This is a genomic window from Thainema salinarum CENA647 (assembly GCF_057732415.1).
Window position 1 is genome coordinate 3,394,437 of sequence record NZ_JBYJZJ010000022.1, and the last position, 26,253, is coordinate 3,420,689.

Consider the following 26,253-nt stretch of genomic DNA (forward strand, 5'->3'; position numbering starts at 1 on the left):
AGCTGTTCAATCATTTGGTTCAAGCATTTAAATGCTTTCAGAGTTTGCTGATGTCCTAACCGATGTCGCAACTCTCCCTAGGGCGAACCCCGTAATCGCCGCAGAAAATCTGATAGACCGGAAGACGGCGAGTCTGAAACCTGCATCGGTGGAATACCAGCGGGAGGAGCAGCAGCAGGGCGACTGGGTTGAAAACTGGTTTGCTGCGAGGTTGGCAAATTGAGATCCCGTTCCCAGCTTGGGGCTTGCAGTTCAGCCAGCAACTGCTCGGCATTCTGGCCAAACATTTGATGAGCGGCAGGATGGGTCAAAGCCGTCTTCAGCACCTGCTTCAACTGACCAAACTGCTGCTGCGTAGCCATATAGCGCTCTTTCCAGTGGCGCAGCCCCGTCTCATAATCGCTGATCTGCTTCATCTGCTTGAGGATTTGCTCTTGCAGTTCAGCATTTTGTTGCTCAATCGTTGCCATGCGGTTACAGAGCTGATCCCGTTCAGTCATTATCTCTTGACAGGTGTGCTGGAGTCGCGCCTGAAACGTGGTGCGCTCTTCGATTTCAGTACTCAAAGATTCAATATGAGCTTGAGCCGCCGCAATCACCTTGGCCAGATCGCCAGCAAACTCCGAAGAGAGGCTGTAAGAATCAAGGCGGGCGATGGAGTTTTGCTTGGTAGGGGCAGCAGATGTGAAGGGTTCGACATCTTTCGGTGGGGACTGAGCTGTAGCTAAGTGCTCTGCCGATTGTTCCGCTAAGCGCTGTTTGAGACGGATAATCGCCTGCTGCTGAACGTTGGCATACTCCTCCGTCATCGCGAGCTGTTCTTCGAGCCGCTGCTGATCTTGTACCTGCTGGCGCAAATCTTCCACGTAGCTGAGGGCTTGATCCAGGGCTTGCTCAAGCTGATGAATTCGCTTGCTCTGCTGTTGGTTTTGAGCATAAGCCTGTCTCAGCTCATCTTGCATTTGCTGTTGGTTACTTTCCAAGGCCAATTGTAGTTCTTGCAGTCGCTCAATTTGAGCCTGTGGCGTTAGATCTCCATTGCGCAGCGGAATACCCCAGCGCAATCGCTTCGTCAGATTTGGCTTATTATCCAGATTGGACAAGCTAGCCAGATCCACGGATGCGTTCGCCCCCAGTTTTCCCTTGTTGGGCTGTATGGCATCAGACGTGACATAGCTCTCGATCCCAAGATTCAAAGAGAGCTGCTGATTACTATCTGCTCCATACTCCGGCATGGGATCAGTTGTGGCCACAGAGACCTCCTAACAATACAAAATGAAGCCTCCGCTGAACCAACTCTAGAGCTGTGTTCAACGCGGCTATCATTATCTTCCAGCCACGTTATCATAACCTCTCCTATTCTGAGCTAAGACTCAGGAAAGAAATAGCAACTCTGGATCAAATTCACGCTGTGCGACACACCTTAACAAAATTTTCGGGTTTGAATCATCGAAACTTAAAGTTGAAATAATTTGAGAACTTGTACAGTGGCTATGTTGGATACGGGAGCATTGGGGTGGGGAGCGGGGGAGTAGGGGAGAAAGGAAGTAGGGGAGCAGGATGATAGTCACGCTATCGATACATCATCATCGATACATTTGATGGCAAATTGGGCAAGCTGAGCATGACGTTTGATTGACGTTTGATTGACATTGGTTGACTGAAAGATGGATCGCAGACTTGACACCCAGTAAGAGCGTGAATGACTGGATTGAGTCGTGCTAACCCTAACCGATAGGTGAATCTGTTGTAATCCTCCACCTGTGCTTAAACTCTATGGCTGACTTATCTGACGTATTGCAAGATTCTCCAGTGTTGATTTCAGCAATTATCTGTACCCATAATCGGGAAGAGTACTTGGGCGCAGCGATTGATAGCTTGCTGAAGCAGCAGTTTGCCGGATTTGAAGTAATCGTGGTGGACAATGCCTCCTGCGATCGCACTTCGGACATCGTCAAAGAACGGTTAGCTGATCCCCGATTACATTACGTCTACGAGCCGAACTTGGGCTTATCGGTGGCGCGAAACACAGGTGCTCAGGCCGCTCAGGGTGAAATTTTGGCCTACCTCGACGATGACGCCGAAGCGAGTCCGACCTGGCTGGAGACAATTTATCAGGCGTATCAGGCCAATGAGAAACTTGCGATCGCAGGTGGAAAAGTGACGCTGATCTGGCCGCCGAATCAGTCTGCGCCAGCCTGGCTGTCAGATGGGCTGGCAGGCAATTTGGGACTATATGACCTGGGCGATCAGCCTATGTCGATTACCGAACCAGGACTGACGCCGCGCGGTTTGAACTATTCGATCCGCCGCTCGTTTCTAGAGCAGATTGGTGGCTTTGACCCCAACTTAGGTCGGGTGGGTAAAAACCTGCTGTCCAACGAAGAGCTACACATGACCGAGCTGGCGCTGACGCTGGGCTGGCAGGTGTTTTACTTACCGGATGCTATCGTCGCGCATAACGTGGCACCGGAGCGCCTACAGCGGGGCTGGTTCCTGCGGCGAGGCTGGTGGCAGGGCATTAGCGAGTGCTACCGGGAGCAGTTAGCCGGGCGCTCAGGCTGGCTACAAATGCGGCAGGGTAGCGAGTACATCCTGCGCGGGCTGTACAAGTCGGTGAAGTATTTCTCTGATCCGGCTGAGCGCTTCGAGAACTTAGTATTTGCCTATGGGCAGGTGGGATATCTGCGATCGGCTGTTGCCGGAATGATGTTTGGCAACGAGAAAAAATCCTAGGGGCGACGCGCTGGGTTGCAAGGGAAATGTATTGGGGCAAAATGGATGTGTCCGTATCGAAATGTACGGCCCAATGCATCGCCCCTACAGATGTCCCGGTATGCAGGTTGTATAAACGTTAGGAAACCATAATCAAATTTCGGAATTTTGTAAAAGTTGCCACCTTGCGTATAGTTTTGCTGCGATCGCGGGAATCTTGGGTAAAGATAAATAACCCAAAGTCCCGTTTTTCTAGCCAACGTTCTAACTGAGATTATGACTGAATCATTTGCCAAGCTCCCGGTTTCTGTGCTGATTCCTGCCAAAAATGAGGAGGAAAATCTCGTCGCTTGCCTAGAGAGCGTCGCTAGAGCCAATGAAGTCTTTGTGGTCGATTCCCAAAGCACCGACGAAACCTGCGCGATCGCAGAACGCTATGGCGCTCAGGTGGTTCAGTTTCACTTCAACGGTCGCTGGCCGAAAAAGAAAAACTGGGCACTCGATAATCTGCCGTTCAGCAACGAGTGGGTGCTGATCGTAGACTGCGATGAGCGAATCACCCCAGAACTGTGGGACGAAATTGCGATCGCAATTCAAAACGAGCAGCACAGTGGTTACTACCTGAATCGCCGCATCTTTTTCCTGGGCACCTGGTTGCGGCACGGCGGACGCTATCCCGACTGGAATCTGCGCCTGTTCCGCCATGCCAAGGGGCGCTACGAGAACCTAAAAACCGAGGAAATTCGCAACACGGGCGATAACGAAGTGCATGAGCACGTTGTACTGGATGGGCCAGTTGGCTATCTGAAGCACGACATGCTCCACGAAGACTATCGGGACATGTACCAGTGGCTGGCACGCCACAATCGCTACTCCAACTGGGAAGCTCGGGTTTATCTCAACCTGCTGACCGGCATGGGTGAACAGGACACAATTGGCGCAAACCTGCTGGGCGATGCGGTGCAGCGGAAGCGCTTCCTGAAGAAGATCTGGGTACGGTTGCCGTTCAAACCGTTTTTACGATTCATCCTGGTGTACATCCTGCAGCGCGGCTTTCTGGATGGCTTTGCGGGCTACACTTATGCGCGGTTGATTAGCCAGTACGAGTACCAAATCGGCGTTAAGCTGTTTGAATTGCGCCAGTTTAATGGCCGCTTGAATGTAACGCCTGGTGGGGCTACCACAGAGGCCACCACAAATGTAGCAGAGTCGATGACACCGAGTTCAGAGGCAGCACCGAGCCAAGCCAACACAGTTTCATAACCATAGGCCCCGAAAAATCTTCATAGGTTAACAGATTCATGTTTTGCGCCTTACGCATTGAGAACTTGAAGGAATGATTTTGCCGCCGCAATGCGGCGGCAAAATCATTCTTCTGGGTTTTGGTGCAAGGTTTGAATAATGTACCTGTGAGGTTTCACATTTAGTTTGGGGAGCAACTGTAAAAAGTGAAAATAGCCAAATTTTCGATTCAGTTGTTGATCCGCATTGTTCTACTGCTTTGGCTACTGTGGTGGTGGTTGGCAGCGAATACGCCTTTTAATGAATACGAGAATTCAATACTAGACTGTAGTACGGATGGTGAATTGGTTGCTGCACTAGGTATGTGGATCATCTGGTTAACAACAGTATTAGTTTTAGGGATAAGTATTCGCCTTAAGTTTTGGCATCAAGCGAAAGCATTATGGGGAATCAATATCATTGCTGTATTAATTTCAGTTGACTGCATGATGAGATATCGCGAACTGATCAAATAAAGTGAACAGCTACAGCAATATTGCAGATGATTTAAATCAGTCTGTAGGTTGGGCAGTGCCCACCCAATCCACATTTGATGAGTCTGTAGGTTGGGTTGAGCAACGCGAAACCCAACGATTGCAAGGGGTTGTTAGATCTCACAAGCTCGACACCAACCTACGAAATCCACTCTACGAGATTGTTCCGATGACTGCTGATCCGTCGCTTTCTTCATCGCAGCGTCCCAAACTGGATGCGCCGCCGCTGGTTGATCTGCGCCAGTATGACCAATCCTGGTTTGATCGGGGTCGCCCCGGCTGGTATATCCTGCTGTGGTGGCTGGTTCAGGCCGTGGTGTTTCCGCTGACTCCGCACTCGGCCCATACGCCGCGCCGCTGGCTGCTGCGCCAGTTTGGAGCCACAATTGGTCAAGGCGTGGCAATTCGGCCTACGGCTCGGTTTACCTATCCTTGGAAAGTGACCATCGGCGACTATTCTTGGATTGGCGATGATGTCGTGCTGTACAGCCTAGACAAGATTTGGATTGGCGCTCACTGCGTGATTTCGCAAAACACCTATCTCTGCACGGGTAGCCACAACAGCCAAGATCCAACCTTTAATTTGGAGACAAGTGCGATCGCAGTTGGCAATGGAGCCTGGATCGCCGCAGATTGTTTTATCGGCCCCGGTGTGGTGATTGGAGCAAATGCCCTGATTGGTGCCAGAAGCACGGTATTCAGCGATCAGCCAGAACAGCAAATCTGCTGGGGCACCCCCTGTCGGCCTCGACAGCTCCGCCAAGTTAACGAAAAGCATGACGTAACGAAATAATTTTCTCTGAACTCTAGGAACCGGGTTTCTGTAGTTGGATGTTTAGTTCTACTGAACACTGAGCACAGAAACCCTTTTTTGATGTCAAGATCACCCCGTACCAAGCAATCGGCACAACTCTTGCGCTTTGAAACCTTCATGTTACTTTTTGGCGGCATGATCGACATTGATCCATCAACTGGAACTGCGATCGCACATAGAGGCCGGAGGTAACTGCCGATGGAAGCTAGTCCTGTACCATGCTAATCACGTGCTGATTGCCATATCGGCAAGGCTTGTGATTAGGGCAAGTCAGATTGTTGCGTCATCGAAAATTAACGATATTCGGTGCAATCAGTAAGCTGACTAACGCTACAGATAGCGGAGGAATCACCCATGCAGCAAAATCTCAGAAAACTGGCCAGGTTGTGGATACATGAAGTGCATCCCCGACTAATGTCCTTTGTGGCAACCGCTGGGTTTGTCTGGTTAGGGATTTGTTTGCTGCTTCTATTCGGATTGGCCAATCTGGCTGAGGAGGTACTGGAACAGGAAGCCTTTGCCTTTGACGAATCAGTTCTACTCTGGATCAACCAGTTTTCTAATCCTGTACTCGATCAGGTGATGCTAGCTGTAACCCGTCTGGGCGATCCTCATGTAGTTGTTCCGCTCACCTGTATCGGGTTTATCTGGTTTTGGTGGCAGTGGCGATGGCGAGTTGCCGTCATCTTTGCCGTCAACTGCTTGGGAGGAGCCGTATTGAGTAATGGGTTAAAGCTATTTTTTAGCAAACCCCGGCCTCAATTGTGGGCTCAGCTCATTACCGAAACCAGTTACAGCTTTCCCAGTGGCCACGCCTTAGGGTCGATGGTTCTCTACGGGTTCTCTGCTTTTCTCCTGGCCCAGCACTTTGCGGAATACAAGCATTTGATTTATGGCCTAGCGGTTTTGCTGATTAGCAGCATTGGCTTCAGCCGTCTTTATCTAGGCGTTCATTGGCCAACCGATGTGCTGGCAGGCTACAGCGTAGGATTCCTCTGGATTAGCGCTTGCATCAGTTTGTTTCAGTTAGCCACCCGGAGGTTAAGCCGCCAGTAGATGCTACCCTCACCCTCACCCAACTAGCTGGTGTAATCTGAATTCGCAGTCGCGTTGTCAACTAGCCGCCTGACTTCTATGTCCCATCTATTGCAAGCTTTCAAGCCTTGTTGTGACGATGACAGAAAATAATTCTCATACGCTTTCTTCACCTCAATTTCAACCACTATCCGTTACTCCACCTGCTCAGTTTGAATCAGCCCTGGGCATTCGCACCTCGGCTCGATGGTTGGGCTTGTACTGGGAGCCACAGCTGAATCAGGTTTGCTATACGGATGGAGACACAGTCAGCACGGGCAATGCCCACGCTTGGCAACTGTTTTGTGCTCATCCCCAGATTCAGCCACTGCTGGCACCTTATCAGCTTGGCGATTATGACCATTCTGCTCAACATGCTTTGCTGCTCGATCGCCAGAATCACCGTTTTTACATTGGTGAGAGTGCTCTAGTTGAAGACTACTTGAAGCATCCAGAAACTCTAAACCTGTTGGCTCAGTTAGATGCACCTACAGATGCGCCTGTGGACTTGCCGTACAGGCTACGCGAAAGGCTCTGGAACTTCCGTTTACCCAATATCAAAAACCGATGGTTGCTGTTTCTAATTGGAGTTCCGGTTGTTGCGATCGCAGTTATCTTGCTCCACGAAGTCGGCGATTTTATCTTCGACCTGTTGGAGTTTTTTGATGACTGATCGGATGAGACGACGGTTTAATGCCGATTTGCACTGGATTAAACACTGGAATACACATAGCGTTTAGATCGTGAAAGAGCGATACACAATGCGTATCGCTCTTTCACTGTTGTTCAAAAGTCAGTTACGAAATAGCGCTAGCTGATTGCACTGCCGACCGCGCCTTTCACGGCTGCGATCGCTTGTTCCAGGCTGCCGATCAGACCCATATCGGGTTCTTTGCCTGCCATTTCACGAGTACCGACGAAGTAGAGAACGCCTTTGAGTACTTCTTGGTGAGCGCGGTTTTCAAAGTTGACTTTGTTCAGCGGCTCCATCGCGTCCTGAAGATCGTCGTTGAGAGATTGAGCGACCTTGTGGATCACCAAACCGTTCATGGTTTGCTGGTGCTTCAGCAGTTCGAGCTGGAAGAACTTGTCATATTCCGTCAGCTCGGAACCGTTAACCATCTGGCCTACTTTTTCCGCGTGCTTTTGGGTAATGTCGCGCGGCTGGGCATTGGTGCCGGACTTGGAAATAGCCTGGTCAATCACGCTCAGATTGTCGCGATCGCTGTCGAGCATGTTGGACAGTCGCTTCCGAATCGTCTCGTCATCGGTTGCCGCCATCAGCTTTTGTTCCATGTCGATTAGGACGTTTTGAAACAGCTTCAGGTCAGCCAGCTTCGTTGCTAAAGTTGTCATGTCAGCCATATTGATTGATATCTCCTATCTAAATCTGAAAATTGAAGCAGTCACGTCTAGGCCATGATTGGTGTAGCGCGGGTAAAACCCTGTATGCCAAACCCTGACCGTCGGGGACTACCAAAATTGTTTTTATGCGATCGCACATTCTTCATGGTTCCGTGAGATCTGGATCGTCTCCTCCCTCATCGGAAGGATTGCCCGGTGAGATTAAAGAGTGAGATCAGATTGGGCAAAAGATTAAGTAACCCATACGACGATGACATTCAGCGCTTCAAAACCAGTAAGGTGGTTTGATGTAGCCTCCTTTGAGTTAGATAAAGGTTTAAAGCAATGACACAACCGGCGATTGAGTCGATTCTGCAAGAAAAGCGTTTATTTAATCCTGCCGCTGACTTTTCCCAGCAGGCGCATATCAAGAGTTTGGCTGAATACGAACAGCTTTATGAGCAGGCCAAGGCCGACCCAGCGGCGTTTTGGGCCAAGCTAGCCGAAGAGGAACTGGACTGGTTCCAAAAGTGGGATACGGTCATGGACTGGCAGCCCCCCTTCGTCAAGTGGTTTGTCGGCGGTAAACTCAACATTTCCCACAACTGCCTGGATCGCCACCTCACGACCTGGCGACGCAACAAAGCCGCGCTGATTTGGGAAGGCGAACCGGGCGACACCCGCACCTACACCTACGCGCAACTGCACTACGAAGTGTGCCAGATGGCGAATGTACTCAAAGGTCTGGGCGTCGGCAAAGGCGATGTGGTGGGCATCTACATGCCGATGATTCCGGAAGCTGCGATCGCAATGTTGGCCTGCGCTCGGATTGGCGCACCCCACACGGTTGTCTTTGGTGGCTTCAGTGCTGAGGCGCTGCGCGATCGGCTGGTGGACGGCAAGGCTAAGCTGGTGATCACCGCTGACGGTGGCTTCCGCAAAGATAAAGAGGTGCCGCTGAAAATTCAGGTAGATCGGGCGCTGGCTGACAATGCTGCACCGACGGTAGAAAACGTGCTGGTGGTGCAGCGCACCAAGCAAGACGTGGAAATGCAGCCGGGACGCGACCACTGGTGGCATGAACTCCAGGCCGACGCCTCGGCAGACTGTCCGGCTGAACCGATGGATAGCGAAGACACCCTGTTTATCCTCTACACCTCCGGCAGCACGGGCAAACCAAAAGGCGTCGTTCACACCACGGGCGGCTACAACCTCTACACCCACATGACCACCAAGTGGATCTTTGACTTGAAAGATACCGATGTCTACTGGTGTACAGCAGATGTGGGCTGGATTACCGGACACAGCTACATTGTCTATGGCCCCTTGTCCAACGGTGCCACCAGCATCATGTACGAGGGTGCGCCCCGTCCCTCCAATCCGGGCTGTATGTGGGACATCGTCGAGAAATACGGCGTCAACATTTTCTATACCGCCCCGACGGCGATTCGGGCTTTCATCAAGATGGGCGATCACCTGCCCAATGCACGCGATTTGTCTTCGCTGCGGGTACTCGGCACCGTGGGCGAACCGATTAACCCCGAAGCCTGGGTGTGGTACCACAAGGTAATCGGCAAAGAGCGCTGCCCCATCGTCGATACCTGGTGGCAAACGGAAACGGGCGGCATCATGATCTCGTCGCTACCGGGCGCAATTCCCACCAAACCGGGTTCCGCCACCAAGCCCTTCCCCGGCATCTTGGCCGACATTGTTGACCTGGAAGGCAATTCGGTGGAGGGCGATCAAGGGGGGTATCTGGTGGTACGTCATCCCTGGCCCAGCATGTTGCGCACCGTCTACGGCGATCCGGATCGGTATCGTCGCACCTACTGGGAGCACATTCCGCCTAAAGATGGTCAGTACCTCTACTTTGCGGGCGACGGCGCACGACGCGACGAAGACGGCTATTTTTGGGTGATGGGTCGCGTAGACGACGTGATTAACGTTTCCGGCCACCGTCTCGGCACAATGGAAATTGAGTCGGCGCTGGTGTCTCATCCAGCAGTGGCCGAAGCCGCAGTCGTGGGTAAACCCGATGAGGTGAAAGGCAGCGAGATCGTCGCCTTTATTACGCTGGAAGGTGACCAAGAACCCACGGATGCGCTGATTGCTGAGCTGAAGCAGCATGTGGTCGGTGAAATTGGTGCGATCGCACGTCCAGGTGATATTCGCTTTGCCGATGCACTGCCCAAAACCCGCTCCGGCAAAATCATGCGGCGCTTGCTGCGGACAATTGCCTCTGGCGAAGAGATCGCAGGCGACACGTCAACGCTAGAGGATCGGTCGGTGTTGGACAAGTTGCGGCAAGGAGCGTAGGTGATAAATAGCGCATTGGTCGCAGGCTGTAACCTGCGACCAATGCGCTATTTGAGTTAAACCCCGTAAATCTCATTAAAAATTCCCTGCTGTTGCGTGGCACCCATGACTAGCGATCGCAACAATTCGAACTGCCACGCATAGAGAAAGCTTTCGGCGTGGGCGGCGGTGTTGCGCAGTTTGCTGATTTGGTCAATGTGGGAAGCAGCGAGGGCTTCTTTTTGCTGGAGCCAGGTTGCGATCGGGTGTTGCCAGTCGGCGATGAACTGCTGAATGAGTTTGTGATCGGCACGATTGATACCAGTGGCTGAAACGGAGCAGTACAGCTTATCTTGAGGAATTTGGCTGCGGTGCTTCAGGCTTTCGTCGCGGAGGGACTGCCATTCTGAGGCCAGGAGCGGCGGCAGCATACCCAGGGTGTATTTTTTCTTGGGGCTGAGCCGCAGGCCGCCGATTTCAGTGCCGCCATTGACCAGCAGGAAGTCCTGCAAATCGCGGAAGAACGGCTGCACGATTTCTCGCTCTACGGCGAAACCCAGTCGCAGACCCGCTTCCGAGTAATCGGCTAGCTGCGAAGTGAAGCCCTCGGTGTGAATCATCATGTAGTTTTTGTGGGCCGCACAGAGATCGCGCTGGCTGCGGTTGTGGAGCTGCCGCCAAATGGCATCTCCGAGCTGCTCTTTCACATTGCGGCGAATTTCGCGCGGATCAAGGTTGGCTCCACTCTGCTCTAGCTGGGTTTGCAGCTCAGCAATATGGGCTTCATGACTGCGGATGGCGCTTTCCTGCATATGCAACTCACTTTGCAGGTTGCGGAACCGCTGCTGCTGAGCGGTCGAAAGCTGGTTGATTTTTTCCTCCAGCAGGGCCAACTGCTGCTGGAGCATATTCACCTGCTTATCTTTTTCGCTGACTAGCTGGTCTTTTTCGAGCAGGATCTGCGTTTTCTGGCGGAGCTGGAGGGCATCCAGCGCGGCCCGAATCAGGTTGAAGTAGTGGGGATGGGAAACATCGACTTCTTTAGCTTCTTCACGTCGCTTACCCAACAGTCCCCGGCGCTGCTGGAGCTGAATCGCAAGTACCTGACCTTCCGGATTGCGGATGCGCAGTTCCTTGGAAGCTGGATTATGGGGGTCAACCTGCGACAAACTGCACTCGTAGTGGCGCTTGTTGTAGTAGAAATCAACCCGCGTCCAGAGCGACTTGCCGTTCTCATCTATGCCGAGATCGGTCAACTCACCGGAATCCAGACCATCTGAAGTTTCGTCGGCATGAATCGTCGGCAACGAGATTTGCAGCGGCTTACTGCCGTTCTTGGCTGAGCTTTTACCCTTGGTTTTCTTTACTGTAGAAGTCGCCTTCGAACCGCTGGTTAGCGCTTGCGGCAACCGGACGCCGACCAGTTCCAGCTCCACCGACTGTCGGCCCTGCCATTCATTCAGCTTTAGCTTATAGGCGATATCTAACTGCGTTGGCAGCGGACAATATTCACCCCAGCGCCATGCGATCGCTTTTATTGAGACTGGCTCAGCTCCTCGCTCATCGCCCTGCGCCACAGTGACTTTTAGATGATCGCGGCTGCGGCCAATTTGCTGCTGCTCAATGATCCGCACGTTGGGCGTCCAAAAAATCGGCTCGGCATTTTCGATGCCGCAGGGATGAAGCTGATCAATTTGCTGATATAAATCCAGCGTCAAATCGGCCAAATCCGCCTGCACATCAATATTCACCAGCGGCTTCAGCAGTTCTGGTTCCAGATACTGATGGGCAAACTTGATCAAGCGCGATCGCACTGCCTCCAGTTGGTCAGCCGCAAAGGTAAACCCGCCAGCCGCGCGGTGGCCACCGTATTTGGTCATCAGGTCATCGCAGAAGTGCAGCGCTTCATAGACGTTGAATTCTGGAATGCCCCGTGCTGAACCGCGAATCTGGGCGGGTTCTCCCTCCTCGCCATCTTCGAACGTGCTGATGAACACGGGCACGCCGTAGCGCTCCACTAATCGCGAGGCGACGATACCGATCACGCCATGATGCCAGCCTTCGTGAACCAGCAGCAGCACCCGATTTTGCTTAATTTGATCTCGGCCCGCTTCGCAAAGTGCGATCGCATCTTGCTCAATTTGTTCGCAAAGGATCTGACGCTGGCGGTTAATCTGTTCACACTGCATGGCCCGCTCTAGCGCCACCCCTTCGTCATCGGTGGTCAGTAGGTCAATCACCACCTGCGGATCGGCGATTCGACCAACCGCATTGATGCGGGGGCCAAGCCGAAAACCAATCGCTTCCGGTTTCAAGCTGCCCTGGGCACCACCCAGTCCTGAAACCTGAATCAGTGCTTGAATACCCGTAATCCGCGACTTGGGCAGCAGACGCAACCCCCGCTGCACCCAGCGGCGATTCACCCCGGTCAGCGGTGCTAGGTCAGCGATCGTGCCCAGTGTGAATAATTCCAATAACGGCGCGGTCAAGTCCGTCGTCTTGCCCATTTCCTGCGCCAGACAGACGGCCAGGATGTAAGCGACACCCACACCCGCCACGCCCCAGTAGGGTGACTCTGGATCGATTAGCTTGGGGTTCAAAACCGCATTGGCTGGAGGAATTTCCGGCGGCACATCGTGGTGATCGGTGATGATTACGTTCAGACCCAGCTCACGCGCCCGCGCAATCGGCTGATAGGCGGCAATGCCGTTGTCCACCGTCAGAATCAGCCGCACCCCTTCCGCGTGGAACTCCTCCACGATCCGCTCGTTGATGCCGTAGCCTTCAGCCATGCGGCTGGGGATGGCGTAATCAACATCGGCACCTAGATATCGCAGTGCTCGGAGCAGAAGAGCCGTACTGGTCATACCGTCCGCATCGTAGTCGCCGCAGATAGCGATTTTCTCCTGATTTGCGATCGCAGTTTGCAGCAGCTCTAAACTCACCACCAGATCCGGAAACTCCTCCAGCGGCGACGGCAGCAGTTGCTTATCGGGATGCAAAAATTCATCGACCGCTTCCCGCGTGGTAAAGCCCCGATTCAGCAGCACCTGAGCCAGCAGCGGCGACAACAGGGCATTTTGCCCCAGCAGATTGGCCTGAGCCAACTGAGGCGGATGAATATGCCAGCGCTGATCGGGCAGCCGCACCGTTTGCTGGGTTGAAGTCATGTCGAGCTTGTCAATCGAACCTACCAATTGTCTGATCCGCTGTGTGATCCGTTGTGTGATTTGTTAAGTAGCTGCACATGAGTAAATGCATATCTAAAAAACCGGGGGAGCGCCCCTCCGGGGCGCTCCCCCGGTTTTAAATGCGTTTATTTATGCCAACCTACTTACTGAGTGAGTTGTTATGTGCCAAACAATATCTGTAAAGTACAAAACATTACAAGCCTAAAGTACAAACTTACTTTTATCTTCTCAGTAAAAGTTGTCCGATTGTACCGAAATCCCTGATTGAGATCGCAACTTGCAACACATGATCACGATTCCACCTTCTCTATCCATCTAAAGACGTATCAAAGTTTTAAAACCTGGTTGCAGTTTGAAAGTCTCAGATTATTGTGGGACTGCGGATCTGAATTTTGCAACAACTTAGCGGACTTGGGATCAGCGCAATCTAACCTCAAAAACGATAGGTTTTTATGCTAAACGCCCTTTCCTTTATTGGCATTTTTGGCCTTTGCTTTGTGGCTTGGCTAGGGTCAGAAGATCGACGTGTCGTCCCCTGGCGGATGATTGCCTGGGGAGTAGGGCTACAGCTTGTGATTGGCGCGTTAGTCTTTCGCATTCCCGGCTCACGAGACATTGTGCTGTATCTGAATGATCTGCTGAATGCAGTCATTGATGCATCGGAGGCCGGATCGCGATTTCTGTTTTCTGATCTGTTTGTCCCCGTACCCGGTAATGCGCCGGGGCCAGTACTGGCCGGACGCTGGATTGCGCGTGCCATTACGCCTGCCTACGTCCCCGTGCCTGGCGATCGGCTCGGAGCCGCAAATTTGAATATGGGCTACATTGTGGCCTTTCGGCTCCTGCCCCAAATTATCTTCTTCTCAGCAGTGATTAGCTTGCTGTATCGGCTACACATCATTCAGCCGATTGTGCGGGTGTTTGCCAAGCTGTTTCGCGGCACACTGCGGATTAGCGGGGCGGAATCGATGGCGGGTGCCGCCAATATTTTTGTCGGGATTGAATCTGCGATCGCAATTAAGCCCTTCTTGGCTGACATGACCCGCAGCGAGCTGTGTGCGATTCTCACCTCTTGCTTTGGCTCGATTGCCTCTACCGTATTGGCGCTCTACGCTAGTTTTTTGCGACCGACGTTTCCAGCCATCACCGGACACTTGATGTCAGCATCGATTTTAACGATTCCAGCCTGCTTTGTAGTCTCCAAAATTCTCGTTCCCGAAAAGGATGTGCCCAAAACGCTGGGCAGCATCCCTGAGGAAGTTGATGACGAAGTTGATCGGCCCAGCCCAATGGATAGTCTGATCCTGGGCGCACTGGACGGCGTCAAGATGGCGGTGGGCATTGCCGCTGTGCTGATCGCAATTTTAGGTCTAGTGGAACTCGTCAACATGCTGTTTGATAGCTTGGCCAACTTATCAAGTAGCCCCGTTGGTGTCTTTCAAGCCATTGGCCAATTCTTCAGCCTCATTACAATTGAAAACATTCTCGGTATGATTTTCTTACCGCTGACGTTCCTAACGGGCGTCTCGCTGGAGTGGCAAGAGCTTTGGACGTCCTCTGTTTTGATTGGTCAGCGGTTGCTACTCACGGCGATTCCGCCATATCAACGGCTGGCTGAGCTATCAGCGGCTGATGCAATTAGCGATCGCGCTATGCTCGTCGTCAGCTACGTGCTCTGTGGATTCGCTCACATTGCCTCGGTGGGCATCTTTGCTGGCGGCTTAGCGGGTCTGGTTCCCTCTCGCCGCAAGGACATTAGCCAGATTGTCTGGAAAGCACTGTGGGCTGGTACGCTAGCCACCTTAATGACAGGCTGCATTGCGGGTATCTACTTCTACGAAGGTGCAGCAGTCCTCGGACAATAATTATGAATTGCTGCAAAGAATGGGGTGGGTAGCCGAAGCTACCCACCCCATTCTTTTGATCTAAATATGATGGAGCATCTGCGGATGCAAACGTTTCAAAAAATAATTGTGTTCTTATACGTAGACTGGGATCAACCAGTGTGTACTGCGTTCCTAGCGGCGGACTGAACTCGGTGAATAAGCATTACCTGCCATATTCGAACCACTGTTCAACGCAGCCGTTACCTGCGCTCTCGACATGCCAGCTTGGATCATTGGGCTGTAGAGTAGCTGAATCACTTTGCGGTCAAGCGCTGTATAAGCCGTCGTATCCGTCCAGCCCTGGTAGAAAATGCTGTCTGGATAGCGATAGGAGTCTTGCAAGAGGCCCATTGCCTGGGTCAATTCTTCGCGAATTAAGTGCGATCGCTCTTGCTGATTGACCCCCGTTGTTGAAATCAAAATACTGGCACTGGAAATCCGGTAGTTATTCCAGCGCACCCAGGCGTAGCCCATGTTCACAGGACGATAGTTCGGTTCATAGCGGCTGAACTGCTGCTCTGGCACAAAATACATTTCGACATTGGGATTTTGATCCACGATTTGCATCCGGATGCTTAAGTTCATGCCGTTGATTTCATCAACGATGCTGCGCAGCGTTTGCAGATCGGCAGCCGTTGGGTTGCCGTTGACTCGAATTCGAATGTCTGATTCCCACTTGCGCACCACTTCTGCACTGTTATTAAACTCAGCCCCCATTGCAATTTCCAAAAAATAATCAATTACAGATGCGTCATACGTAGGCATCACAGGAGACTCCATCCTCGGAGTTGGTCGCACAAACGCGGTTTCTGTTTCTGTAACGCGAGATGGGGACACAGCCGATGGCGCTACTGTGGATACAGTCGTTGTTAGCTCTGACCCTACCCGTTCAGTTGCTTCGGTGGTGACGCGCATCGTACCTGCACGGGGGAAAGATTGGGATGGACGGCTTAAAAGTGCAGCCCCTGGATTAGATTGGTTCCTATAGACTGATTGATTAAAGGTGGTGGGCTGGGAGGCTGTTGGTTGATAGATAGACTGACTAGAGGCTGACGGCTGATAGGTAGGTTGGCGGAGGCCTGATTGATTACCCAATTGACGATAAATGGATTGATTTTGATAGCTCGCCTGATTCTGATAAACAGGAGCTTGATTAACTTGATTTAAGTAGGTCGAATTTTGATCAGTCAGTTGGCCATAGTTTGCCTGACCATAGTCTAGCTGCTCGTAACCGGACTGACTATAACCTTGTGTATAACCGGACTGGCTATAAGCAGACTGGCGGGCAGTCGCTGGATTTTGATAAACCGATTGACCGTAGCCTGACTGATTTTGATCAGTAAAATTTTGATAGCTGGAATTTTGATCAACCGACTGAGATGAAAACTCGCGTAGGCGTTCCCCGCGTTGATATACCGCTGAGTTATAGACCCTTGCCGGGCGTTGCCCTGTAGCGGATGGGTTGCTCTGATAATTAGCTCCGGCAGAGCGGTTGACGGGATTCTGGAAAATAATTTCTCCCCGGTTTTGGAAAAACTGACCGTTAGCGGCAGTTTGGGCGACTGATGGTAAGGCTCCAGCCAATGTTAGGAACGTAGATGATAGTCCAAGTGCGATCGCATAGGTTCGGGTCATCTGTGGGTTGGTCAATATATTCCGGCAAAACTGTCTCACACGGCCCCCTTCTGATTCTGGATATGATTCTGAACAACATGGTTGATTTGAACAGATGCCCCGTTGCAGTGAGTGACGTGAAAACGGGGAATGTTGTGTCCAAATTTTTCACAGGTGGAGGAGCGCAACTATATCGATGCGTGAGACTTCTGCAATTGGTCAGGATTTGAACCTGTTTTACAAAGTATGACGTTGGCCGAAATGGTCGGTAAATCAGGTGTTTCCCTACGGTGATCCGTAATTTCCCTAGGCCGATGTATCGTTAGGGAATTTAGGGGCAATTCTGTTTGTGGCACACAGGTTGGAACAGGCTGGGTACGTTTATCTTTGGCTGGTATCACCCACCTTGGTACATAAAGCCTTGGTACATAAAGATGCTCAGCAGAACTAACAGGATTAGCCGCTGTAGACTCTCATGACGCCATTAATCGCTGATCAATCGCTACTCTGCCACACGGTATCTGGATAAGTGGCCACTTTTTTTGCTCAGATTCCAATATTCCAGTTGGTGTAACGGGATACTTTGCGGGAACATCAAGCTGCTAGTGTGAGTAGCCAGATCGTTAAGATTCGTCAGGTAATGATTGACAGATGAATCTAAACTGCGATCGCAGTTCTACACTATGTACCACTATGTAGCGATGCAAACTGTAAGGAGTTGCAGTGGCTTTGCAAACTATAAAGATGTGAATTACTGCCAAATTGAGGGATTTCGATCTCACCCATCTGGCATGATATGAGGACACGCTCAGACTAACGCAACCTGTTTACTTATCATGGCTATCATTGTCCAAAAATTTGGAGGCACCTCCGTCGGTACCGTCGAACGTATTCAAGCCGTAGCACAGCGAGTCAAACGCACCGCTGACGCAGGCAACACCGTTGTCGTCGTCGTCTCGGCAATGGGTAAAACAACCGATGGCCTCGTTAAACTCGCTAACGATATCTCTGCAAATCCCAGTCGGCGAGAAATGGACATGCTGCTCTCCACCGGCGAGCAGGTTTCGATTGCGCTACTCAGCATGGCGCTGCAGGAAATCGGCCAGCCAGCCATTTCGATGACGGGTGCTCAGGTGGGAATTGTCACCGAAGCTGAACATACCCGTGCCCGCATTTTGAAAATTGAGACGGATCGCCTGACCCAACATCTGAATGAAGGGAAAGTGGTGGTGGTGGCCGGATTCCAGGGAATCAGCAACACGCCCAATTTGGAAATCACCACGCTGGGTCGAGGCGGTTCCGACACCTCAGCTGTGGCACTGGCGGCGGCACTCCAGGCCGACTGTTGTGAAATTTATACCGATGTGCCGGGCATTCTCACCACTGATCCGCGCATTGTGCCAGAAGCACAGTTGATGACTGAAATCACCTGCGATGAAATGCTAGAGCTGGCTAGCTTGGGTGCCAAGGTGCTACACCCTCGCGCAGTGGAAATTGCTCGCAACTATGGGGTTGATTTGGTCGTTCGTTCAAGCTGGAGCGATGATCCGGGAACACGGGTGGTTTCGCCCGTGCCGCAACCGCGTCCCCTAGAGGGCTTGGAGATTACTCATCCAGTTGATGGCGTAGAGTTTGATACCGATCAGGCGAAGGTGGCGCTGCTCCGCATTCCTGACCGACCGGGGGTGGCAGCGCAGCTCTTTGGTGAAATTGCTCAGCAGGATTTAGACGTTGACCTAATTATTCAGTCGATTCATGAAGGCAACACCAACGACATCGCGTTTACAGTCGTACGCAACAACTTGAATCGGGCGGAAGCGGTGGCAGCTGCGATCGCACCTGTTCTGCGCAACTCCACTGATCCGACAAGTGCAGAAGCGGAGGTCATGGTCGATCGGAAGATGGCCAAAGTCAGCATTGCGGGGGCAGGCATGATTGGTCGTCCCGGTGTGGCAGCGCAGATGTTCATCACTCTGGCAGAAGCGGGCGTTAATATTCAGATGATTTCCACCTCAGAAGTGAAGGTAAGCTGTGCGATTGATGTAGCCGATTGCGATCGCGCAATTGCCGCTCTCTGCCAAACCTTTGATGTCAAAAGCTCGTCAATGACGCCGCCGATTGCTCAGTCCACTACTCAGCATCCACCTGTACGAGGAGCTGCACTGGATCTCAAGCAGGCCCGTCTTGCCATCCGGCATGTACCGGATCAACCCGGTATGGCAGCCCGCATCTTTAAACTGCTGGCCGATCGCAACATCAGCGTTGACATGATTATTCAGTCGCAGCGCTGCCGACTAGTGAATGGTATTGCCACCCGCGATATTGCCTGCACTGTAGCCCAGACCGATGCCGAAGAAGCACGTATGGTACTGGTCGATATGGCTACGGAAATGGGCTATGCCGACGTTACTGTCGATGCCGAAATTGCCAAGGTGAGTATCGTCGGCATTGGCATGGTGGGCCAACCAGGGGTGGCCGCAAAAATGTTCCGCGCCCTCGCTGCCGAGCAAATCAACATCCAAATGATTGCCACATCGGAAATTAAGATTAGCTGCGTCGTCAGCGAAATGGACGGAGCCAAAGCACTGAAAGCAATTCACGATGTCTTTGGCCTGTCGGGGAAAACACAAGTTCAAGTACCGGCGTAATACGAGTGAAGGAATGATGTTTTGCCGCGTAAGCTTAACTCACGGACAAAAGCGCAGCGCATTACCTTTTTGGCCTAACGAGGAGAATTTACCAATTGCGCCAACCGCCGGACATTGTGGCGGCATCTGTCTTGTCGTCGCTACGATTCGATTTAACCGTGAGGTCTCGCCGCAGCAGTCGCTCGTAGTCTTGGGTGCTAGCCCAGCGATCGATTTCACGTGCTCGCAGTACCGGAACTGGATGCGTCAAATCACGGGTACGAACTTGCTTCAGCATTTCGCCAATTTCGGATTTGCTGATGTCGTCGTAGGAGCGAGCCTGCTCCAAAAATGCGTCTAAATTGAGCTGAGATGATAGCGTTGGTGAACCACCCGCTAGCTTCATCAGTACTGAGGCGACGACTCTGGAATTTTGAGTGGCAAGCAGAGCCGCGCGATCGCAGGTGAACTCAGCACAGCGCACCCACTCCAAAATACTGGCCTGTAGGTTGTCGGCTAGCAGTCCGCCCCACGGCATCGGTAACTGGCCTGCCGCCAGCGTAATTAAATTAGCTAGCGTCAAATAAACGCTGTGGTCACACTTGAGATGGCCCAGTTCGTGGGCAATCACCGCTTGAGTCTCTTCCGGCGTCAGTAAATCAATCAGCGACGTATGCAGTACCACAAACGGCTGCTTACCCCGCATGGCAAATGTATAGGCATTGGGAACAGGATGCTGCCGCACATACAGTTCGGGTGGCTCTAAATCAAGCGTCTTGCAGGCATCTATCAGCAAATGATGGAGCTGAGGAAGCTGATTCTCACCAACTCGCACTCCAGAGGCTAGGTTTTCAATCTGAAAAACTTGCTCACCCACAGAACCAATCAAGCTGCGAACCAATAAGTCTAGTCCTGGTAGCTGCTTCAGTGAATGGGTGGCTTCTAAATCGAGGGGATGACGAAAATGATCCGCTTTGAGACCCACAAGCGTTGTCTTAGATGGCATAACGATTGCACAAAATAACGTGATAAAGCGCCGCTACGCCTAGTATAGCGATCTCCAACTGATGCAGGTTTAGACTGCACAGCCAAGCAAGTCAATTGATTCAGCATCCTTCAAAGATAGGGGTCTGCAAATGAGGCAAAGCAGAAGCGCTAACACCCTCGACGAGGGTGCGTCGCAGCATGGGATTATCACGATGGGAAAATCCGGCTTCACTATCGGGGTGAAAGACGACAGCCGTTAAGCCCTTGTCGCCTGTACAAAACCGATGCTCATAGTCTGCCGGAATAAAAAAAATATCCCCCGGTGCGATCGCATCACCCCCTTCTGGCGTCTCAACATACCCCTCACCACCCACCACAATGCCGATGCGGTAGCTGGGATGAGTGTGTGCAGTTTGCTCAATTTGAGGTGGCAGATACATGGCGTGCAGGCAAGGCTCTCCCAGCAGGGGCGGCGGAATCAACACGCTATTAGTGCCGCCGTTGATATAGGCCAAGCGTCCCCGCTCTTCAATTGGCCCTCCTAAACTAAACACGCCAGCATAGTCAGGGCACGTAATCACGATTCCGGCTGAGGTGGTGCCGTCGAGAACGCCCGCTGCGGGTAAGCAAAAGTACATGCCAGCTTGCAGGGGAAAAGGTGGCTGAGCTGAGCGATCGCCCCGGTGCAGTTTAGCCTCGCCTTGAAAGACATAGCCAAAATGAGTGCCCGTTGATGAAAGCTGAAGCGTTGTTTGCTGCCAGCTTCTGAGCGTGGCGGGCAAAATACCGTGGCTCAAATCTTGACAGTGGGGACTGTGAACGGAAAAGAGCTTCAATGTCATAACAAATGTTTCGGAGGTTGAGGAGCTGCGATCGGTGCAAATAGCGCTGCCTGCAATTCTCGGCGTCCCTTAGGAGAGAGCATACAGCCATCGCTATTGAGGCATTCCACCAAGAGCTGGGTGGTGTGGTAATACTGTTTGAGCTGTTCTTTCTCGGCGGGGGTGAACTGCCACGATCGCCCGATGTGATGCCGATGTTTGGCGACTTCTCGGGCTTTGTCGGCAATTTCTCTCACGGTTTCATCGTCCTCCGAGTGTCCTTTGAGCCGCTGCAACAGCATTTTCAGGGTGTCGCGTTCGCTGGCATCCAGACTGCGAGAGCCAAGGGCAATATTGATGGCAATTAGCATCACCGCATTGGCCGAAGGGGCTGCCGTAATTTTGGCGGTCGGGTCAGTCACATTCTCATCATAGGCTTGGGTGATGGCAATCGCTTCAGCCAGACTGATTTCATCCATCATGCGGGTGAGAAAGCTAGCGCAAACCAGGCGATTGGCGGTGCGATCAATGGCTAGGGCGACGGTACGGTTTTCATCAATATCAAAATCAATGTCGAAGCAAAAGGCCCGTACTGCAGCGGGTTTGAAGTCAGCAAATTCGGGAGCGGCAGCGCGATCGCACACCTCCTGCAAAAACTGCTGCAACCGCTCTGACCCAGCCAGCAATTGATCAAGCGTCCGCTTTAGCGGCCCCAGCAGCAGCGAGGCGTCGCGCAGCATTTCTGTCGCCAGCAAGATCACTTCGCGCCAGCGCTTGTCAGATCCATGCGCCGCTAGGTTTTGCAGTGCCGTTTCGAGCGATCGGCTGTTCTGCACAATTTCTCGTGCCGTAAAGTACTCATGAAACGTCAGGTGAGAAAAGGAATAAATACCCTTGGCGCGCTCAATTAGCAGCCCATGTTGCGCTTCAATAGAACGCAGGATTATCTCACTATCAATCTGTAGCGTTTCCGGCTCATCGGCTTCAGATAAGTTACAAATATAATCGGCAATATACTGCTCAGTGATCGCTTGTTTGAAGAAATAATCTTTTCTTTGAAAGGTAACGAGAGCGATGTAACTTAATAAGTCTTCTTTACGCAAGTGTGATAGGTTTTTGTACACCTGATCACGCTGAATACCCCGCTTAGCATCCCATTTTTTTAGCAAGGCATCAACGCCTTCTTTATAGAGTTCGAATCGACTATTTGGGAAACCACCCGACTCTTCAAACGCCAGGCAAATCAGCGTTAACAGTAGTGGACTGGTGGCCAGTTGCTTAATCGGAGGATGCTGCTCAAGCTCTCGGAGAAAGCGCTTGGGGGGAATGGTATGTAGCTGAAACCATTTAGACGCGAAGATAGCAATTTGCTCATCATCAAAATCAGCTACCTCCACTTCGGTGAATTTTTCAAAGACGTAGTCCCAGGCGGCGATACGACAGGTTATCAAAAACTGATTGTGGCGAAACTGTTCGGAAAAGCTGCGAATTTCTTTGATCACTCGGGGGTGATCTTCCGATCGCACTTCATCCAATCCATCGAGCAAAATCAAAGCCCTACCCGCTGCAAAGACTTGATAAAAGTCATCTATCCAGTGATCCTGAGCGATCGCGAGATCGGCAGGTAAATAATGATTTAAATCGCGGCTGATATACTCCAAAAAATTAGGTTTACCCTCCGCTTCAGCAAAGTCCTTTAATGTGACAAAAATCGGCAGGCGATCGGGTTCAAATTGCCCTTCATTACACTGAATCGCCAAATGTTTTAAGAACGTGGTTTTACCCGCACCTGGCTTCCCTAAAATAATTAACTTTTTGTAGGTTTTGACGGCATCCAGCGCAGGCACTCGTTCTTCAGCCACCCTACCTAGCCCCAACCGATCAAAATCTTCGGTCTCGCAGGCTTGTAGCAACTCATCTAGGGTTTGGTGGCGGCGTCCAGTGATTTGCTCCAGCACATTCACGCTGGTGTAAATGTCGTTCACCTGAATGGGATATGACATATCCAGCACGCGCATCGTGCCGCAACGCTCTTGCACACTGGCGTACAGCTTTTGGCGCAAGGTTTGCACCAGCGCACTGAGACTACCCAAATCAGAGTTAACGGAGTGGGTTGGGCTAAGGTGCGATCGCGCTACAGAAGGCGGTACCAACCCAGCAATTTCTTGCCAGTTCAGCCCCAATTGTTCGCACACCCGTATAAAGATGTTCTGGGAAACCGCTTCGCCCTGAAAAAACTTGGTAATGGGCTGACGACTGCAACCGACCAGCGCCACGAGATGTTTTTGGGTCCATCCGGCTTTCAGGAGGGCCTGATGGGCAGTCTCAATTCCTGTGGGGGAGGCGGTGAGGGAGGGCTTAGCCATGAAGTCGCGATCAAACGGTAACTCAAACTCTATCTTACTTAGCGCAGCCAAAAGACATGCATTTTCGGCAAATCCATGCCAAAAATAGGCTTTACTCATCATTAACCAGGATTTACTTGACAATCAAATGATAAATAAATAGGATTTACTCATTCATTATTTATCATTCTGGGATAAGAGATATTTTCAGGTCGCAACCATGCTGGTGAAATTCCTCAGCGCTTCAAGCGCCTTGCCCCTGCCAGCTGACGGGTAATCGCGAGTGCAAATTGCACAATGTGCCGCCGTCCATCTCTGGTGCAGTCGTCGTCGCGTAATCGGATCTCAAACGCCTGGTTAGACTCTTTTTCATCTCAACTCCTCACAAAAACTGAGGCTGAAATTATGGAGCAACTCACTCACCAAATTTTCGGCGACCGCTACCAGGTACAGTCTTTATTAGGCCGTCAAGTTGGCAGGCGAACGTTTTTAGCGACTGACTTAGCACAGCAAGAACTAGTCGTTCTAAAACTTCTTTTGTTTGGGCCAGACTTCACCTGGGAAAATCTCAAACTGTTTGAGCGGGAGGCTAATACGCTCAAAGCACTAAACCATCCTGCTATTCCCAAATACCTTGATTCCTTTGATGTTGAGACAGGTATTGGGCGTGGATTTGCTCTAATTCAGAGCTATATTGATGCGCCATCTTTGGAAGCCGTTATTCAGGATGGCCGAAAATTTTCTGAAGCAGACGTCACTGCGATCGCAACCCAACTACTTAAGATTTTGAGCTATCTACATGCTCAAAATCCGCCTGTCATTCACCGCGATATTAAACCCAGTAATCTCTTGATTTCCAATACTTCTGGTCATTCTGTTGGTGATCTTTATTTAGTTGATTTTGGCTCGGTACAAACAGTGGCCCACCAAAATAGCGGCACTATCACGATTGTGGGTAGTTACGGCTATATCCCGCTAGAGCAGTTTGCCGGACAAACCACCACCGCCTCTGATTTATATAGTCTTGGTATGACGTTAATCTATCTGATCACGGGCGTTCATCCGGCTGATTTACCCCAAACAAATGGACGCATTGAATTTCGTCATGACCAAATTAGTCAACGATTTTCTAGATGGTTGGAAAGGATGATTCATCCCCATTTGGATCGACGATTTGACTCAGCTCAGACCGCGTTGGCGGCTTTACAGTCTGAAGACGGCAGCTATGGATACTACCTCAATCTCAAACCCACTATCAGTGATATTGAACTGCATCGCGATCGCGATCGTCTGGAAATCGTCATACCAAAAAGTTCTGATGATCCAGCGGGTTTCGGTTGTTTCTTGCTAATGGGTATGCTGCTCTTTTTGCTTGCCGCAAAATTTTTCATTACTCTATTCTTTCTGCTTCTAGCGAGCCTGTGCTTTTTTGCTAGTAGGCGCAAAAACAGAAAGCTCAAGGAGGTCATTAAGATTGACAGGAATGACAAGATTAGCCAATCTTTGTGTCTCGGATTTAAACAATGGAATTCTCAATCTTCGGCCTTTGAGGACATTCAGCACTTAATTTACAATCCCGGCTACACCTTTGATCGCTATGTTGATGCTAATGGCAAAACTATACGGAGAGGAGAAGTTAAGGTTGCAGCAAAGTTGTCGATTTATGCTAGCAACATAGAATATAAAGTGGGCGATAAACTGTCCTTGACCCAGCCAGAATTATGGTGGCTTGCTCAAGAGTTGAGCGACTTTCTTGATCTGGAAATTAAAGTTATTTACCCCACTCCTAAAGTTCCTCCAGAGCAAACCTGTGGAGGTGGTTGCTGAATTCAAGCGCTGAACTCAAGCGAGGAGAAAATGTTGCCAGAACAAAAAGATTTATACGCCAGGATCAGCCAATTTCAGATAAATGAACCGCACGCCCCATTTCCCTTTTCGGTAAAGCTTGCTTGGGAATACCAGTGGTCAGAAAACTATACCTATCGTGCTATTGAAGAATACAAAAAATTCATGTTTTTGGTGGCAACTACTGATCAAGAACTCTCTCCTTCTACAGTCGTTGACCGAGTTTGGCATCTTCATTTACTTTACACCCACTCTTATTGGAACGAATTTTGCCAAAAGATTATTCAAAAGAACCTTCACCATTATCCAGCGCCAGGAGGTGTCGAAGCGGGTTTGAACTATTACCAGCAATATTGCCAAACCCTAGAGTTCTATCGAGATCATTTTGGAACCCCACCTCCTGACATTTGGAATCAACCAACGTTCAAAAGTGAAGGTGCATTATTTCAGTGGGTTGACCGAGTTCAATACTGGATTATTCCTAAACCTAGCCCTTTGCTGATGCTTCAGGGCATCTGGCAAAAGCCAATCAGTTTATGGAAAACAGCAACGAAAGACAAATAGTGCGATCGCAATTATTCAGGCTTGGACACTGAGCGAGCACAACCTGAACATTCGCCCGATCATAAGGATCTACTTTCCCCGCTGCGGAGACTTGAGACGGTGCCTGGCAGCTAGTCGAGATAGTTGTTTGCTTGATATCAAAACTAAAAGCTGGTGACAAGACTCGAACTTGCGACCGGCTGATTACAAATCAGCTGCTCACAGTTCCTGAGTTTCTTGATTCTAAAGAACTTCGAAGCTTTTTATTTTTAGATTTTTGATTTTTATCTCAATCTTTATCTCAATGTTTATTTATTGGGCTAGTTTGAGCTTTTTGAGTTCAAGTTAGGCTACACGTTCACATACCCAAATAAGAC

At 51.0% G+C, this 26,253-nt stretch carries 19 protein-coding genes and 1 tRNA gene; 11 read left to right on the forward strand and 9 right to left on the reverse strand.

All coding sequences use genetic code 11. The features are described from left to right. Positions 1–77: 77 nt before the first annotated feature. Positions 78–1,253, reverse strand: a complete 1,176-nt coding sequence (locus AC286M_RS21740) for a coiled-coil domain-containing protein (RefSeq protein WP_488206383.1) — start codon at positions 1,251–1,253, stop codon at positions 78–80. A gap of 523 nt (positions 1,254–1,776) precedes the next feature. Here AC286M_RS21740 and AC286M_RS21745 point away from each other — a divergent pair. From AC286M_RS21745 to AC286M_RS21770, 6 genes are all read left to right on the forward strand, one after another. Then, positions 1,777–2,736 carry a glycosyltransferase family 2 protein gene (locus AC286M_RS21745; protein WP_488206384.1) on the forward strand — a complete coding sequence of 320 codons (960 nt, stop codon included), beginning with the start codon at positions 1,777–1,779 and terminating at the stop codon, positions 2,734–2,736. A 255-nt stretch (positions 2,737–2,991) separates the two neighbouring features. Beyond that, positions 2,992–3,978, forward strand: a complete 987-nt coding sequence (locus tag AC286M_RS21750; protein ID WP_488206385.1) for a glycosyltransferase family 2 protein — start codon at positions 2,992–2,994, stop codon at positions 3,976–3,978. Positions 3,979–4,235: 257 nt separating this feature from the next. After that, on the forward strand, positions 4,236–4,472 hold the full coding sequence (locus tag AC286M_RS21755) for a hypothetical protein (RefSeq protein ID WP_488206386.1): 237 nt from the start codon (positions 4,236–4,238) through the stop codon (positions 4,470–4,472). A gap of 187 nt (positions 4,473–4,659) precedes the next feature. Continuing rightward, positions 4,660–5,283, forward strand: coding sequence for a hormogonium polysaccharide biosynthesis acetyltransferase HpsU (hpsU, locus tag AC286M_RS21760; protein ID WP_488206387.1), 624 nt, complete (start codon positions 4,660–4,662; stop codon positions 5,281–5,283). Positions 5,284–5,658: 375 nt separating this feature from the next. Continuing rightward, positions 5,659–6,360 carry a phosphatase PAP2 family protein gene (locus AC286M_RS21765; protein WP_488206388.1) on the forward strand — a complete coding sequence of 234 codons (702 nt, stop codon included), beginning with the start codon at positions 5,659–5,661 and terminating at the stop codon, positions 6,358–6,360. Positions 6,361–6,478: 118 nt separating this feature from the next. Beyond that, on the forward strand, positions 6,479–7,051 hold the full coding sequence (locus tag AC286M_RS21770) for a hypothetical protein (RefSeq protein ID WP_488206389.1): 573 nt from the start codon (positions 6,479–6,481) through the stop codon (positions 7,049–7,051). A gap of 137 nt (positions 7,052–7,188) precedes the next feature. On the opposite strand, the gene AC286M_RS21775 is transcribed toward AC286M_RS21770, so the two are convergent. Continuing rightward, entirely contained in the window at positions 7,189–7,743 is a 555-nt protein-coding gene (locus AC286M_RS21775; RefSeq protein WP_488206390.1) for a hypothetical protein, read from the reverse strand. A 324-nt stretch (positions 7,744–8,067) separates the two neighbouring features. Between AC286M_RS21775 and acs the strand changes: the two genes are divergently transcribed. Continuing rightward, positions 8,068–10,038, forward strand: a complete 1,971-nt coding sequence (acs, locus tag AC286M_RS21780; RefSeq protein WP_488206391.1) for an acetate--CoA ligase — start codon at positions 8,068–8,070, stop codon at positions 10,036–10,038. 56 nt (positions 10,039–10,094) lie between these two features. Here the strand turns inward: acs and recJ are convergent, their stop codons facing one another. After that, positions 10,095–13,187 carry a single-stranded-DNA-specific exonuclease RecJ gene (gene recJ / locus AC286M_RS21785; RefSeq protein ID WP_488206392.1) on the reverse strand — a complete coding sequence of 1,031 codons (3,093 nt, stop codon included), beginning with the start codon at positions 13,185–13,187 and terminating at the stop codon, positions 10,095–10,097. A gap of 473 nt (positions 13,188–13,660) precedes the next feature. On the opposite strand from recJ, the gene AC286M_RS21790 reads away from it, so the two are divergent. Further along, positions 13,661–15,073 (forward strand): NupC/NupG family nucleoside CNT transporter, encoded by a 1,413-nt coding sequence (locus tag AC286M_RS21790; RefSeq protein ID WP_488206393.1) that lies wholly within the window; start codon positions 13,661–13,663, stop codon positions 15,071–15,073. Positions 15,074–15,226: 153 nt separating this feature from the next. Here the strand turns inward: AC286M_RS21790 and AC286M_RS21795 are convergent, their stop codons facing one another. Then, a complete protein-coding gene (locus AC286M_RS21795) occupies positions 15,227–16,729 on the reverse strand; it encodes a DUF2927 domain-containing protein (protein ID WP_488206394.1) in 1,503 nt (500 codons plus the stop codon). 815 nt (positions 16,730–17,544) lie between these two features. On the opposite strand from AC286M_RS21795, the gene AC286M_RS21800 reads away from it, so the two are divergent. After that, on the forward strand, positions 17,545–19,356 hold the full coding sequence (locus AC286M_RS21800; protein ID WP_488206395.1) for an aspartate kinase: 1,812 nt from the start codon (positions 17,545–17,547) through the stop codon (positions 19,354–19,356). Positions 19,357–19,444: 88 nt separating this feature from the next. Here the strand turns inward: AC286M_RS21800 and AC286M_RS21805 are convergent, their stop codons facing one another. From AC286M_RS21805 to AC286M_RS21820, 4 genes are all read right to left on the reverse strand, one after another. Further along, positions 19,445–20,341 carry a M48 family metallopeptidase gene (locus AC286M_RS21805; RefSeq protein WP_488206396.1) on the reverse strand — a complete coding sequence of 299 codons (897 nt, stop codon included), beginning with the start codon at positions 20,339–20,341 and terminating at the stop codon, positions 19,445–19,447. A 100-nt stretch (positions 20,342–20,441) separates the two neighbouring features. Beyond that, on the reverse strand, positions 20,442–21,164 hold the full coding sequence (locus tag AC286M_RS21810; protein WP_488206397.1) for a cupin domain-containing protein: 723 nt from the start codon (positions 21,162–21,164) through the stop codon (positions 20,442–20,444). Beyond that, a complete protein-coding gene (locus tag AC286M_RS21815) occupies positions 21,161–23,509 on the reverse strand; it encodes an NACHT C-terminal helical domain 2-containing protein (RefSeq protein WP_488206398.1) in 2,349 nt (782 codons plus the stop codon). Before AC286M_RS21815 ends, AC286M_RS21810 begins: the two co-directional genes overlap by 4 nt. Positions 23,510–23,732: 223 nt before the next feature. After that, complete coding sequence (locus AC286M_RS21820) at positions 23,733–23,861, reverse strand: hypothetical protein (RefSeq protein ID WP_488206399.1); 129 nt, start codon at positions 23,859–23,861, stop codon at positions 23,733–23,735. A gap of 32 nt (positions 23,862–23,893) precedes the next feature. Between AC286M_RS21820 and AC286M_RS21825 the strand changes: the two genes are divergently transcribed. Continuing rightward, complete coding sequence (locus AC286M_RS21825) at positions 23,894–25,315, forward strand: serine/threonine protein kinase (protein WP_488206400.1); 1,422 nt, start codon at positions 23,894–23,896, stop codon at positions 25,313–25,315. A 30-nt stretch (positions 25,316–25,345) separates the two neighbouring features. Further along, complete coding sequence (locus tag AC286M_RS21830) at positions 25,346–25,897, forward strand: glycine-rich domain-containing protein (protein ID WP_488206401.1); 552 nt, start codon at positions 25,346–25,348, stop codon at positions 25,895–25,897. Positions 25,898–26,048: 151 nt separating this feature from the next. On the opposite strand, the gene AC286M_RS21835 is transcribed toward AC286M_RS21830, so the two are convergent. Then, positions 26,049–26,137: transfer RNA gene (locus AC286M_RS21835), tRNA-Thr, on the reverse strand. Positions 26,138–26,253 lie beyond the last annotated feature (116 nt).